Here is a 12,440-nt window from a genome sequence, read left to right as displayed (position 1 = left end):
GTCGTACTGCCGGGCCTGTGGTGAAGGTACGAAACGCTTACTGCGCCGGGCCCTCGATGGCCTCCGACGTCAGCAGGCCCGCGTTGATCTCGCGGAGCGCGATCGAGAGCGGCTTCTCGTGGACGTGCGTGTCCACCAGGGGGCCGACGTACTCCAGGAGGCCCTCACCGAGCTGCGAGTAGTACGCGTTGATCTGGCGCGCGCGCTTGGCGGCGTAGATCACGAGGCTGTACTTCGAGTCGGTGGCTTCGAGCAGCTCATCAATCGGCGGGTTGATGATGCCCTCGGGCGCGGTGATGGAAGAGGACACTCTCTGCCTTCCGATGGGTCAAGTGATGTCAGGACCAGAAGTCGAGACACTGTTAAAGATCAAAGAACTTTCATCAAGGCTAGCAGCTCACGGGCCACGTCCTCGACCGAGGTATTGACCAGCGTCGTGTCGAACTCGGCTTCGGCGGCGAGCTCCACCTTGGCGGCGGCGAGCCTGCGCTCGATGACCTCGGGCGCCTCCGTTCCGCGGCCGGTGAGCCGGCGGACCAGTTCGTCCCAGCTCGGCGGGGCGAGAAAGACGAGCTGCGCCTCGGGCATCGACTCGCGCACCAGGCGAGCGCCCTGCAGGTCGATCTCCAGGAGGACGGGCTCGCCGGTCTCGAGGCGGTCGAGGACCGCGCGGCGCGGGGTTCCGTAGCGGTTGCCCGCGAATTCGGCCCACTCCAGGAGCTCGCCGTTGGCGATCAGCTTGTCCATCTCGTCATCGGAGACGAAGAAGTACTGGACACCGTGCTTCTCGCCCGGCCGCGGCTTGCGGGTGGTGGCCGAGACCGAGAGCCAGACCTCGGGGTGTTCTTTGCGCATATGAGCGACGACCGTGCTCTTGCCGACCCCGGAGGGGCCGGAGAGCACGGTCAGCCGCGGACGTACGTCCGGGGGCACGGGGGTCGTCCCCCGGGATGTTGCAGCCATGCAGCGATTATCCAGGTTCTCAGGAGTGCCTGAGAACATCAGCCGGCGGCACCCCCACCGAACTCTCGCTCGAGCGACGCGATCTGGTTGGAGCCGAGACCGCGCACACGGCGGCTCTCGGAGATGCCAAGTCGCTCCATGATCTGCTTGGCACGGACCTTGCCCACGCCCGGCAGGGACTCCAGGAGGGCGGAGACCTTCATCTTGCCGATGACATCGTTCTCCTGGCCCTGCTTGATGACCTCGTGGAGCGAGGCACCGGAGTGCTTGAGTCGATTCTTGACCTCGGCCCGCTCCCGGCGAGCCGCGGCGGCCTTTTCGAGCGCGGCTGCGCGCTGTTCAGGGGTAAGGGGCGGAAGAGCCACGCCTACGTCACCTCGGATGTCGAACTGTCGGATACGGACCGGTGAGGAACCTAGTCGCCCCACACCTGGTGAGCAACGTGCAACGCGCTTGCCCGTTCGCTCTCGTCGGAGACTAGCGGGCATGGCCGCCGGAGTCAGCGAGAACAGACGAAAAGTCCTGGTCAGCCTGCGCCGAGCCGTACATATCGGGCATTTCTCCCCGGTTTTGGCCGGAGAGCCGTCAAGGAAACATAAGGACAGGCCACGTTGCCCCGCTCAGCGCGGGTCGACAGCCGCCCTGATCTCGTCCGCGAAGCGCGTCGCGGAGTCCCGCAGGCCCGTGACGTCGGGCCCGTGCCGCAGCACTCCGCGGCTGACGTTCGGGACGACGTTGCGCACCGCCGCGCCGAACACCGAGGGAAGGTCGGCCGGGGTCGCGCCCTGGGCGCCGATGCCGGGGGCGAGGAGCGGGCCGTTGATCGCCAGGTCGTACGAGGACAGGTCCCCGAGCGTGGCGCCGACGACCGCTCCGAAGGACCCGAGGGGCTCCGCACCGGCGTTCTCGGCGGCGAGGTGGCCGAGGACCGTGGCGCCGACCGTGCGGCCGTCCTCGCGCACCGCGTGCTGCACCTCGGCGCCCTCGGGGTTGGAGGTGAGGGCGAGCACGAAGAGCCCGGCGCCGTTCTCGCGCGCGAGGTCGACGGCCGGCTTCAGGGAGCCGTAGCCGAGGTAGGGCGAGACGGTGAGCGCGTCGCTGAACAGGGGGGAGTCCTTGTGCAGGAAGGTCTCGGCGTACGCGGCCATGGTCGAGCCGATGTCGCCGCGCTTGGCGTCCATGACGATCAGCGCGCCGGCCGCCCGCAGCTCCTCGACGGCCTTCTCCAGGACGGCGATGCCCCGCGAGCCGAAGCGCTCGAAGAACGCGCTCTGCGGCTTGAACACCGCGACGGTCCCGGCGAGCGCCTCCACGACGGTCCGCGTGAACCGCTCGAGGCCCGCGATGTCGTCGTTGAGGCCCCACGCGGTCAGGAGCGAGGCGTGCGGGTCGATGCCGACGCACAGGGGGCCGCGCTCGTCCATGGCGTGGCGCAGGCGCGTACCGAAGGGCTCCAGGGGGCTCATGCGGTGACCTCGGGCTTCCTCACATCGGCGCCGACCGCGTCGGCGAGGGTGGCGTACGGGCTCGTGCGCAGGCGCGCGGCGAGGCCCTTGTGGATGGCGCGGCCCCAGAAGGGGCCTTCGTAGATGAAGGCGCTGTAGCCCTGGACGAGGGTGGCGCCCGCGAGGATGCGCTGCCAGGCGTCCTCGGCGTTCTCGATGCCGCCGACGCCCACGAGCGTGATCCGGTCGCCCACGCGCGCGTAGAGACGCCTCAGGACCTCCAGGGAGCGCTTCTTGAGGGGCGCGCCCGACAACCCGCCGGTCTCTCCGTAGAGGGCGGGTTCGGAGGCCAGGCCCAGGCTCTCGCGGGCGATGGTGGTGTTCGTGGCGATGATGCCGTCCAGGCCGAGCTCGACGGCGAGGTCGGCGACCGCGTCGATGTCCTCGTCGGCCAGGTCCGGCGCGATCTTGACGAGCAGGGGGACGCGGCGGCCTTCGACGCTGCGGTCGGCGGCCTCGCGCACGGCGGTCAGGAGGGGCCGCAGCGACTCGGTGGCCTGGAGGTTGCGCAGGCCGGGGGTGTTCGGCGACGAGACGTTGACGACGAGGTAGTCGGCGTGGCGGGCGAGTCGCTCGGTCGACTTCACGTAGTCGGCGGCCGCCTCCTCCTCGGGGACGACCTTGGTCTTGCCGATGTTCACGCCGACGACGGTCCGAAAGACGGGCGTACGGGCCGCCAGGCGCTCCGCGACGGCCGCCGAGCCCTCGTTGTTGAAGCCCATGCGGTTGATCAGCGCGCGGTCCGGGACGAGGCGGAAGAGGCGCTTCTTGGGGTTGCCCGGCTGGGGCTCGCCGGTGACCGTGCCGATCTCGATGTGGTCGAAGCCGAGCATCGACATGCCGTCGATCGCCACGGCGTTCTTGTCGAAGCCCGCGGCGAGCCCGAAGGGGCCGTGCATCCGCAGCCCGAGGGCCTCGGTGCGCAGCTCCTTGTGGCGGGGCGCGAGGACAGCGGCGACGAAGGTGCGCAGCACGGGGATGCGGGCCGCGAGGCGGATCCAGCGGAAGGCCGTGTAATGGGCCCGCTCCGGGTCCATGCGCTTGAAGACGAGATGGAAGAACAGCTTGTACATATGGGTCCTCGGGGGTCCTCAGGTGTGCTCACCAGAAGGGGGACACCGTTTTCCGGTGTCCCCCTCGTGGGCTGCTAGTCGCGGGTCGCGGTCAGGTGTTCCGCGTGTTCCTGGAGCGATCGGACGCCCACGTCGCCGTGGTTCAGCGCGTCGATGCCCTGGACGGCCGCGGCCAGCGCCTGGACGGTCGTCAGGCACGGCACGGAGCGGGCCACGGCGGCCGTGCGGATCTCGTAGCCGTCGAGGCGGCCGCCGGTGCCGTACGGGGTGTTGACGATGAGGTCGACGCCGCCGTCGTGGATGAGCTGGACGATGGTCTTCTCGCCGTTCGGGCCCTCGCCCTCGGACTGCTTGCGCACGACCGTGGCGTTGATGCCGTTGCGCTTGAGGACCTCGGCCGTGCCGGACGTGGCGAACAGCTCGAAGCCGTGCGCGACCAGTTCGCGCGCCGGGAAGATCATCGAGCGCTTGTCGCGGTTGGCGACGGAGATGAAGGCGCGGCCCTTGGTCGGCAGCGGGCCGTAGGCGCCGGCCTGCGACTTGGCGTACGCGGTGCCGAAGACCGAGTCGATGCCCATGACCTCGCCCGTGGAGCGCATCTCCGGGCCGAGGACGGTGTCGACGCCCGCGCCGTGGATGTCGCGGAAGCGCGACCACGGCATGACGGCCTCCTTGACGGAGATCGGCGCGTCCATGGGGAGCGTGCCGCCGTCGCCCACCGCGGGCAGCATGCCCTCGGCGCGCAGCTCGGCGACGGTCGCGCCGAGCGAGATGCGCGCGGCGGCCTTGGCCAGCGGCACCGCGGTCGCCTTCGAGGTGAAGGGGACGGTGCGCGAGGCGCGCGGGTTGGCCTCGAGGACGTAGAGGATGTCGCCCGCCATCGCGAACTGGATGTTGATCAGTCCGCGTACGCCGACGCCCTTGGCGATGCCCTCGGTGGAGGCGCGCAGGCGCTTGATGTCGAAGCCGCCGAGCGTGATCGGGGGCAGGGCGCACGCCGAGTCGCCGGAGTGGATGCCGGCCTCCTCGATGTGCTCCATGACGCCGCCGAGGTAGAGCTCCTCGCCGTCGTAGAGCGCGTCCACGTCGATCTCGATGGCGTCGTCCAGGAAGCGGTCGACGAGGACCGGCCGCGAGGGGCTGATCTCGGTCGACTCCTCGATGTACGCCGAGAGCCTGGTCTCGTCGTACACGATCTCCATGCCGCGGCCGCCGAGCACGTACGAGGGGCGCACCAGGACGGGGTAGCCGATCTCGTCGGCGATCGCCTTGGCCTCCGCGAACGTCGTCGCGGTGCCGTGCTTGGGCGCGGGCAGGCCGGCCTCCGCGAGTACGCGGCCGAAGGCGCCGCGGTCCTCGGCGGCGTGGATGGCCTCGGGCGAGGTGCCGACGACCGGCACGCCGTTGTCCTTGAGCGCCTGCGCGAGGCCGAGCGGGGTCTGGCCGCCGAGCTGGACGATGACGCCCGCGACGGGGCCCGCCTGCGTCTCGGCGTGGACGATCTCCAGGACGTCCTCGAGCGTGAGCGGCTCGAAGTACAGGCGGTCGGAGGTGTCGTAGTCCGTCGAGACGGTCTCGGGGTTGCAGTTGACCATCACGGTCTCGTAGCCCGCGTCGCTGAGCGCGAAGGAGGCGTGGACGCAGGAGTAGTCGAACTCGATGCCCTGGCCGATGCGGTTCGGGCCCGAGCCGAGGATGATCACGGCGGGCTTCTCGCGCGGGGCGACCTCGCTCTCCTCGTCGTACGAGGAGTAGAAGTACGGGGTCTTCGCGGCGAACTCGGCGGCGCAGGTGTCGACCGTCTTGTAGACCGGGCGTACGCCGAGCGCCTGGCGGACCTCGCGCACCACGTCCTCGCGCAGGCCGCGGATCTCGGCGATCTGGGCGTCGGAGAAGCCGTGGCGCTTGGCCTCGGCCAGCACGTCGGCGTCCAGGCGCTCGGTGGCGGCGAGCTCGTCCGCGATCTCCTTGATCAGGAAGAGCTGGTCGACGAACCAGGGGTCGATCTTCGTCGCGTCGAAGACCTCCTCGGGCGTGGCGCCCGCGCGGATGGCCTGCATGACGGAGTTGATGCGGCCGTCGGTGGGGCGCACCGCCTCGCGCAGCAGCTCGGCCTTGTCGCCGGGCTCACCGACGAAGGTGAACTGCGAGCCCTTCTTCTCCAGGGAGCGCAGCGCCTTCTGGAGGGCCTCGGTGAAGTTGCGGCCGATGGCCATGGCCTCGCCGACCGACTTCATGGTGGTCGTCAGGGTCGAGTCCGCCGACGGGAACTTCTCGAACGCGAAACGCGGGGCCTTGACCACTACGTAGTCGAGGGTCGGCTCGAAGGAGGCCGGGGTCTTCTCGGTGATGTCGTTCGGGATCTCGTCCAGCGTGTAGCCGACGGCCAGCTTGGCGGCGATCTTCGCGATCGGGAAGCCGGTGGCCTTGGAGGCGAGCGCGGAGGACCGGGAGACGCGCGGGTTCATCTCGATGACGATGACCCGGCCGTCCTCGGGGTTCACCGCGAACTGGATGTTGCAGCCGCCGGTGTCGACGCCGACCTCGCGGATGATCGCGATGCCGACGTCGCGCAGGATCTGGTACTCGCGGTCGGTCAGCGTCATCGCGGGCGCGACGGTGATCGAGTCGCCCGTGTGGACGCCCATCGGGTCGAAGTTCTCGATGGAGCAGACGACCACGACGTTGTCGTTCTTGTCGCGCATCAGCTCCAGCTCGTACTCCTTCCAGCCGAGGATGGACTCCTCGAGGAGCACCTCGGTGGTCGGCGAGAGGGTGAGGCCCTGGCCGGCGATGCGGCGCAGCTCCTCCTCGTTGTGCGCGAAGCCGGAGCCCGCGCCGCCCATGGTGAAGGAGGGCCGGACGACGACGGGGTAGCCACCGAGCTCGTCGACGCCCTTGAGGACGTCATCCATGGAGTGGCAGATGTAGGAGCGGGCGGACTCGCCGTGCCCGATCTTCTTCTTGACCTCTTCGACGACGCCCTTGAAGAGGTCGCGGTCCTCGCCCTTGTTGATGGCCTCGACGTTGGCGCCGATGAGTTCGACGCCGTACTTCTCCAGGACGCCCTGCTCGTGCATGGAGATGGCCGTGTTGAGGGCCGTCTGGCCGCCCAGGGTGGGCAGCAGCGCGTCGGGACGCTCCTTGGCGATGATCTTCTCGACGAACTCCGGGGTGATCGGCTCCACGTACGTGGCGTCGGCGATCTCCGGGTCGGTCATGATCGTCGCCGGGTTGGAGTTGACGAGGATGACGCGCAGGCCCTCGGACTTGAGGACGCGGCACGCCTGGGTGCCGGAGTAGTCGAACTCGGCGGCCTGGCCGATGACGATCGGGCCGGAGCCGATGACCAGGACGGACTGGATATCGGAGCGCTTAGGCACGCTGGCCCTCCATCAGGACGGTGTTCATCAAAGACGTGAAGCGGTCGAAGAGGTACGCGGCGTCGTGCGGGCCCGCGGCGGCTTCGGGGTGGTACTGGACGGAGAAGCCCGGCTGGTCGAGCAGCTGGAGGCCTTCCACGACGTTGTCGTTGAGGCAGACGTGGGAGACCTCGACGCGGCCGAACGCGGTCTCGCTCACCTTGTCGAGCGGCGCGTCCACGGCGAAGCCGTGGTTGTGCGCGGTGACCTCGACCTTGCCGGTCGTGCGGTCCTGCACCGGCTGGTTGATGCCGCGGTGGCCGTACTTCAGCTTGTACGTGCCGAAGCCGAGGGCGCGGCCGAGGATCTGGTTGCCGAAGCAGATGCCGAACAGCGGCGTCCTGCGCTTCAGGACGGCGGTCATCAGTGCGACGGGGCCTTCGGCGGTGGCCGGGTCACCGGGGCCGTTGGAGAAGAAGACTCCGTCCGGGGCGACGGCGTACACGTCCTCCTCGGTGGCCGTGGCGGGCAGCACGTGGACCTCGATGCCGCGCTCGGCCATGCGGTGCGGGGTCATGCCCTTGATGCCGAGGTCGATGGCGGCGACGGTGAACCGCTTCTCGCCGACCGCGGGGACGACGTAGGCCTCCTTGGTGGCGACCTCCTCGTACAGGCTGGCGCCCTTCATCTGGGGCTGGGCCTGGACGCGCTCGACGAGCTCGGCGTCGGCCGGCAGCGTCTCGCCGGAGAAGATGCCGGAGCGCATGGAGCCGCTCTCGCGCAGGTGGCGGGTGAGGGCGCGGGTGTCGATGCCGCTGATGCCGACGATGTTCTGGGCGGCCAGCTCGTCGTCGAGGGAGCGCTTTGCGCGCCAGTTCGAGGGGATGCGGGCCGGGTCGCGGACCACGTAGCCGGAGACCCAGATGCGGCCCGACTCGTCGTCCTCGTCGTTCCAGCCCGTGTTGCCGATCTGCGGGGCGGTGGCGACCACGATCTGGCGGTCGTACGAGGGGTCGGTCAGGGTCTCCTGGTAGCCGGTCATGCCGGTGGAGAACACCGCTTCGCCGAAGGTCTCCCCCACGGCCCCGTAGGCACGGCCGCGGAAGATGCGGCCGTCCTCCAGGACGAGTACGGCGGGAACCTTGCTGGCTCCCCTTGTGGAGGTCGTCATCGTGCGGTGCCTTCCGTAGTGCTGTTCTTGTCGATCATGTTGTTGAGCGTCTCGACCCACTCCGCCTGCTCGGCGGCGTGATCCGAGCGGAAGCCGGAGTCGAGCAGCCTGCCGCCGTGTTCCCACGTGACGATCAGGAGACCGCCCTCCGTGAGGACCTTGCCCGCGATGCCCTTGTCGAGGCGGGCCTCGCGCAGTCGCGCGGCCGGGATGAAGAAGTCGGTCGCGCCGGGGCGTACGACGTCCAGGCCCGCGTCGGTGAGCGTCAGCTCGACGCGGCTGCGGGTGCCGAGGCCGTGCGCCACGATGCGGTCGAGCCACTGCCCCGCCGTGGTCGAGCCGTGGTACCTGCCGCTCAGCTCAAGTTTCGCCGGACCCCGCTCGGTCGGCACGGCGGGCAGCTCGGGCAGGTCGCCCTGGAGCGTGCCGCGCCACTTCCAGCCCTCGCGCATCAGCCAGTAGACGAGCGCGATGAAGAGCAGCAGCCCCACGACCCAGCCGAGGCGCGCGGCCCAGTCGGTCACCTCCGCCGACTCCTTGTCGGCGGCCAGTTCCATAAGTGATGTCACGTGAGCTTCCCGTCGACGAGCGTGGCCCGGCCCCGGAGCCACGTGTGCGTGACGCGGCCCGGCAGCTCACGGCCCTCGTAAGGCGTGTTGCGGCTGCGCGAGGCGAAGCCCGCGGGGTCCACTGCCCCACGGTAATCGGCGTCGACCAGGACGAGGTTCGCGGGCTCACCTGCCGAGACGGGGCGCCCGTGACCGGCGGCTCCGCCGATCGCGGCGGGCTTGAAGGACATCCGGTCGGCGACGGCCTCCCAGGTGAGCAGGCCGGTCTCGACCATCGTCTGCTGCACCACGGAGAGGGCGGTCTCCAGGCCGACCATGCCCATGGCGGCCGCGGCCCACTCGCAGTCCTTGTCCTCGTGCGGGTGCGGGGCGTGGTCGGTGGCGACGATGTCGATCGTGCCGTCGGCGAGGGCCTCGCGCAGGGCCATCACGTCGCGCTCGGTGCGCAGCGGCGGGTTGACCTTGTAGACGGGGTTGTAGGAGCGCACCAGCTCATCCGTGAGGAGGAGGTGGTGGGGGGTTACCTCGGCGGTGACGTCGATGCCGCGGGACTTGGCCCAGCGCACGATCTCGACCGACCCTGCGGTCGACAGGTGGCAGATGTGCACCCTGGAGCCCACGTGCTCGGCGAGCAGCACGTCACGCGCGATGATCGACTCCTCGGCGACGGCGGGCCAGCCGCCGAGGCCCAGCTCGGCGGAGACGACGCCCTCGTTCATCTGGGCGCCCTCGGTGAGCCGCGGCTCCTGCGCGTGCTGCGCGACGACACCGCCGAAGGCCTTCACGTACTCCAGGGCGCGGCGCATGATCACGGCGTCGTCGACGCACTTGCCGTCGTCGGAGAAGACGGTGACTCCGGCGGCGGACTCGTGCATGGCGCCGAGCTCGGCGAGCTTCTTGCCCTCGAGGCCGACGGTGACGGCGCCGATGGGCTGCACGTCGCAGTAGCCGGACTCCTTGCCGAGCCGGTAGACCTGCTCGACGACGCCGGCGGTGTCGGCGACGGGGAAGGTGTTGGCCATGGCGAACACGGCGGTGTAGCCACCGGAGGCGGCGGCGCGGGTGCCGGTCAGGACGGTCTCGGAGTCCTCGCGGCCCGGCTCGCGCAGGTGGGTGTGGAGGTCGACGAGGCCCGGCAGGAGCACCTTGCCGTCGGCGTCGACGATCTCGGCGCCCTCGGCGGAGAGCCCCGCGCCCACGGCCTCGATCGTCTCGCCGTCGATGAGGACGTCCTGCGCCTCGCCGCCCAGCACCTTCGCACCACGGATCAGGATCTTGCTCATGTCGTTACTTCTCCTCGGAACCGGTGGGGCGGGCGTGGGTGACGGCGGGCTCGTTGCCGCCCAGAAGCAGGTAGAGGACGGCCATGCGGATGGAGACGCCGTTGGCGACCTGCTCGACGACCGTGCAGCGGTCGGAGTCGGCGACCTCGGCGGTGATCTCCATGCCGCGGACCATCGGTCCTGGGTGCATGACGATGGCGTGCTCGGGCATCTTCGCCATGCGCTCGCCGTCCAGGCCGTAGCGGCGCGAGTACTCGCGCTCGGTGGGGAAGAACGCGGCGTTCATGCGCTCGCGCTGCACCCGCAGCATCATCACGGCGTCGGACTTGGGCAGCACCCGGTCCAGGTCGTAGCTGACCTCGCAGGGCCACTGCTCGACGCCGACCGGCACGAGGGTGGGCGGGGCGACGAGGGTGACCTCGGCGCCGAGGGTGTGCAGCAGGTCGACGTTGGAGCGGGCGACGCGGCTGTGCAGGATGTCGCCGACCAGAGTGATGTGCTTGCCCGCCAGGTCCTGGCCGAGGCCGGCGTCGGGACCGACGAGGCGGCGCCGCATGGTGAAGGCGTCGAGCAGGGCCTGGGTGGGGTGCTGGTGGGTGCCGTCGCCCGCGTTGATGACGGCGGCGTCGATCCAGCCGGAGGTCGCCAGGCGGTAGGGCGCTCCGGAGGCGCCGTGCCGGATGACGACGGCGTCGACGCCCATCGCCTCCAGGGTCTGCGCGGTGTCCTTCAGGGACTCGCCCTTGGAGACGCTGGAGCCCTTGGCGGCGAAGTTGATGACGTCGGCGGAGAGGCGCTTCTCGGCGGCCTCGAAGGAGATCCGGGTCCGGGTCGAGTCCTCGAAGAAGAGGTTGACCACGGTGCGGCCGCGCAGGGCGGGCAGTTTCTTGATCGGCCGGTCGGCGACGCGCGCCATCTCCTCGGCCGTGTCGAGGATGAGGACGGCGTCGTCGCGGGAGAGGTCGGCGGCCGAGATGAGGTGTCGCATCATCTGCGTGTACTCCGGTGTGTGGAGGTCTGCGGGCGCGCGGGCGCGCAGGGGTGTGCCCCTGGGCCCGTGAGGGAGGAAACCGGTCTTACGCGGAGGCGGGCTTGGCACCGAGCAGCACGGCGTCGCGGCCGTCCTCCTCGGCGAGCTGCACCTTGACCGTCTCCCGCAGCGACGTGGGGAGGTTCTTGCCCACGTAGTCGGCACGGATGGGCAGTTCGCGGTGGCCGCGGTCGACGAGAACGGCGAGCTGCACCGCGCGGGGGCGGCCGATGTCGTTCAGCGCGTCGAGGGCGGCGCGGATGGTGCGGCCGGAGAAGAGCACGTCGTCGACGAGGACGACCAGGCGGCCGTCGATGCCGTCACCGGGGATGTCGGTGCGGGCCAGCGCGCGCGGGGGGTGCATGCGCAGGTCGTCGCGGTACATGGTGATGTCGAGGGAGCCGACCGGGATCGTGCGGCCGGTGATCTCTTCGAGCTTCTCGGCGAGCCTGCGGGCGAGGAAGACGCCACGGGTGGGGATGCCGAGGAGGACCACGTCGTCTGCGCCCTTGGCGCGCTCGACGATCTCGTGGGCGATGCGGGTCAGTACCCGCGCGATGTCCGGGCCCTCGAGTACGGGGCGCGCGACAGCGGAGTCTTTTGTGTCCTGCGTGTCCATATGAAACGGACCTCCTTCTCCGCCTCACGGGACGGACCTTAAAGGACGTCGAAATTGCGCCAGCCAGACTACCAGCACTTACGACCGGGCACGTCATCGGCCTCCACCGAAGGGGCGGTAAGGACCTTTCGGCTTGACGCAGGCAAGTAACGCTGCGTAACCTCACAGTGAGTTACCAGCCACGCGGCGGAGCCGCCTGATTGTCGCAGCGTCCGGGGAGCTATATGTCCAGCGAATACGCCAAGCAGCTCGGGGCCAAGCTCCGCGCGATCCGTACCCAGCAGGGCCTTTCCCTCCACGGAGTCGAGGAGAAGTCCCAGGGACGCTGGAAGGCGGTCGTCGTGGGGTCGTACGAGCGCGGCGACCGTGCCGTGACCGTGCAGCGCCTCGCCGAGCTGGCGGACTTCTACGGCGTCCCGGTCCAGGAGCTCCTGCCCGGTACGGCGCCCGGTGGCGCCGCGGAGCCGCCGCCGAAGCTCGTGCTCGACCTGGAGCGTCTTGCGCACGTCCCGCAGGAGAAGGCGGGCCCGCTGCAGCGGTATGCCGCCACGATCCAGTCGCAGCGCGGTGACTACAACGGCAAGGTGCTCTCGATCCGCCAGGACGACCTGCGCACCCTGGCCGTGATCTATGACCAGTCCCCCTCGGTCCTGACCGAGCAGCTGATCAGCTGGGGCGTCCTGGACGCGGACGCGCGCCGCGCCGTCGCCCACGAAGAGGTCTGACCCCGCTGCGGGAGACTTCAGCAGAAACGTACCGGCGGGGGGGGGGGGGGGGGGGGGGGGGGGGGGGGGGGAGGGGGGGGGGGGGGGGGGTTTGGGGGGGTGGGGGGGGGAGGAGAGGGAGGGGGGGGGGGGGGGAGGGG

General features: G+C 70.1%; 12 protein-coding genes. 1 reads left to right on the top strand and 11 read right to left on the bottom strand.

What is annotated here, in order from left to right; genetic code table 11:
• Positions 1-37: 37 nt before the first annotated feature.
• The 11 genes from rpoZ to pyrR all read right to left on the bottom strand — a co-directional run bounded on the left by rpoZ (position 38) and on the right by pyrR (position 11,575).
• On the bottom strand, positions 38-310 hold the full coding sequence (gene rpoZ / locus AC07DO_RS26140; protein WP_005319902.1) for a DNA-directed RNA polymerase subunit omega: 273 nt from the start codon (positions 308-310) through the stop codon (positions 38-40).
• 59 nt (positions 311-369) lie between these two features.
• On the bottom strand, positions 370-963 hold the full coding sequence (gene gmk, locus AC07DO_RS26135; protein ID WP_479063065.1) for a guanylate kinase: 594 nt from the start codon (positions 961-963) through the stop codon (positions 370-372).
• A 38-nt stretch (positions 964-1,001) separates the two neighbouring features.
• A complete protein-coding gene (locus AC07DO_RS26130; RefSeq protein ID WP_055564204.1) occupies positions 1,002-1,328 on the bottom strand; it encodes an integration host factor in 327 nt (108 codons plus the stop codon).
• 255 nt (positions 1,329-1,583) lie between these two features.
• On the bottom strand, positions 1,584-2,429 hold the full coding sequence (gene pyrF / locus AC07DO_RS26125; protein WP_268770088.1) for an orotidine-5'-phosphate decarboxylase: 846 nt from the start codon (positions 2,427-2,429) through the stop codon (positions 1,584-1,586).
• On the bottom strand, positions 2,426-3,541 hold the full coding sequence (locus AC07DO_RS26120) for a quinone-dependent dihydroorotate dehydrogenase (protein WP_479063062.1): 1,116 nt from the start codon (positions 3,539-3,541) through the stop codon (positions 2,426-2,428). Before AC07DO_RS26120 ends, pyrF begins: the two co-directional genes overlap by 4 nt.
• A gap of 74 nt (positions 3,542-3,615) precedes the next feature.
• The gene (carB, locus tag AC07DO_RS26115; RefSeq protein WP_479063060.1) at positions 3,616-6,924 is read right to left on the bottom strand and encodes a carbamoyl-phosphate synthase large subunit; all 3,309 of its coding nucleotides are present in this window, start codon (positions 6,922-6,924) and stop codon (positions 3,616-3,618) included.
• Positions 6,917-8,074 carry a glutamine-hydrolyzing carbamoyl-phosphate synthase small subunit gene (gene carA, locus AC07DO_RS26110; protein ID WP_479063058.1) on the bottom strand — a complete coding sequence of 386 codons (1,158 nt, stop codon included), beginning with the start codon at positions 8,072-8,074 and terminating at the stop codon, positions 6,917-6,919. The genes carB and carA overlap by 8 nt, the downstream gene beginning before the upstream one ends.
• The gene (locus AC07DO_RS26105; RefSeq protein ID WP_479063273.1) at positions 8,071-8,631 is read right to left on the bottom strand and encodes a PH-like domain-containing protein; all 561 of its coding nucleotides are present in this window, start codon (positions 8,629-8,631) and stop codon (positions 8,071-8,073) included. Before AC07DO_RS26105 ends, carA begins: the two co-directional genes overlap by 4 nt.
• A gap of 8 nt (positions 8,632-8,639) precedes the next feature.
• Positions 8,640-9,926, bottom strand: a complete 1,287-nt coding sequence (locus AC07DO_RS26100; protein WP_479063056.1) for a dihydroorotase — start codon at positions 9,924-9,926, stop codon at positions 8,640-8,642.
• A 4-nt stretch (positions 9,927-9,930) separates the two neighbouring features.
• Positions 9,931-10,917 carry an aspartate carbamoyltransferase catalytic subunit gene (locus tag AC07DO_RS26095; RefSeq protein ID WP_479063054.1) on the bottom strand — a complete coding sequence of 329 codons (987 nt, stop codon included), beginning with the start codon at positions 10,915-10,917 and terminating at the stop codon, positions 9,931-9,933.
• An 85-nt stretch (positions 10,918-11,002) separates the two neighbouring features.
• Entirely contained in the window at positions 11,003-11,575 is a 573-nt protein-coding gene (pyrR, locus tag AC07DO_RS26090) for a bifunctional pyr operon transcriptional regulator/uracil phosphoribosyltransferase PyrR (RefSeq protein WP_150182825.1), read from the bottom strand.
• Between the two features lie 224 nt (positions 11,576-11,799).
• Between pyrR and bldD the strand changes: the two genes are divergently transcribed.
• The gene (gene bldD / locus AC07DO_RS26085; protein ID WP_030787240.1) at positions 11,800-12,300 is read left to right on the top strand and encodes a transcriptional regulator BldD; all 501 of its coding nucleotides are present in this window, start codon (positions 11,800-11,802) and stop codon (positions 12,298-12,300) included.
• The last annotated feature ends 140 nt before the right edge of the window (positions 12,301-12,440 follow it).

The organism is Streptomyces sp. NPDC045678, assembly GCF_056432085.1.
Note: the sequence above shows the minus strand (reverse complement) of the source record. Positions and strands in the feature narration are given on the sequence as shown.

Coding starts and splice junctions, on each gene's coding strand:
- gmk (WP_479063065.1), bottom strand. CDS start 963: ATGGCTGCAACATCCCGGGGGACGACCCCCGTGCCCCCGGACGTACGT.
- pyrF (WP_268770088.1), bottom strand. CDS start 2,429: ATGAGCCCCCTGGAGCCCTTCGGTACGCGCCTGCGCCACGCCATGGAC.
- AC07DO_RS26120 (WP_479063062.1), bottom strand. CDS start 3,541: ATGTACAAGCTGTTCTTCCATCTCGTCTTCAAGCGCATGGACCCGGAG.
- carA (WP_479063058.1), bottom strand. CDS start 8,074: ATGACGACCTCCACAAGGGGAGCCAGCAAGGTTCCCGCCGTACTCGTC.
- AC07DO_RS26105 (WP_479063273.1), bottom strand. CDS start 8,631: ATGGAACTGGCCGCCGACAAGGAGTCGGCGGAGGTGACCGACTGGGCC.
- AC07DO_RS26100 (WP_479063056.1), bottom strand. CDS start 9,926: ATGAGCAAGATCCTGATCCGTGGTGCGAAGGTGCTGGGCGGCGAGGCG.
- AC07DO_RS26095 (WP_479063054.1), bottom strand. CDS start 10,917: ATGATGCGACACCTCATCTCGGCCGCCGACCTCTCCCGCGACGACGCC.
- pyrR (WP_150182825.1), bottom strand. CDS start 11,575: ATGGACACGCAGGACACAAAAGACTCCGCTGTCGCGCGCCCCGTACTC.
- bldD (WP_030787240.1), top strand. CDS start 11,800: ATGTCCAGCGAATACGCCAAGCAGCTCGGGGCCAAGCTCCGCGCGATC.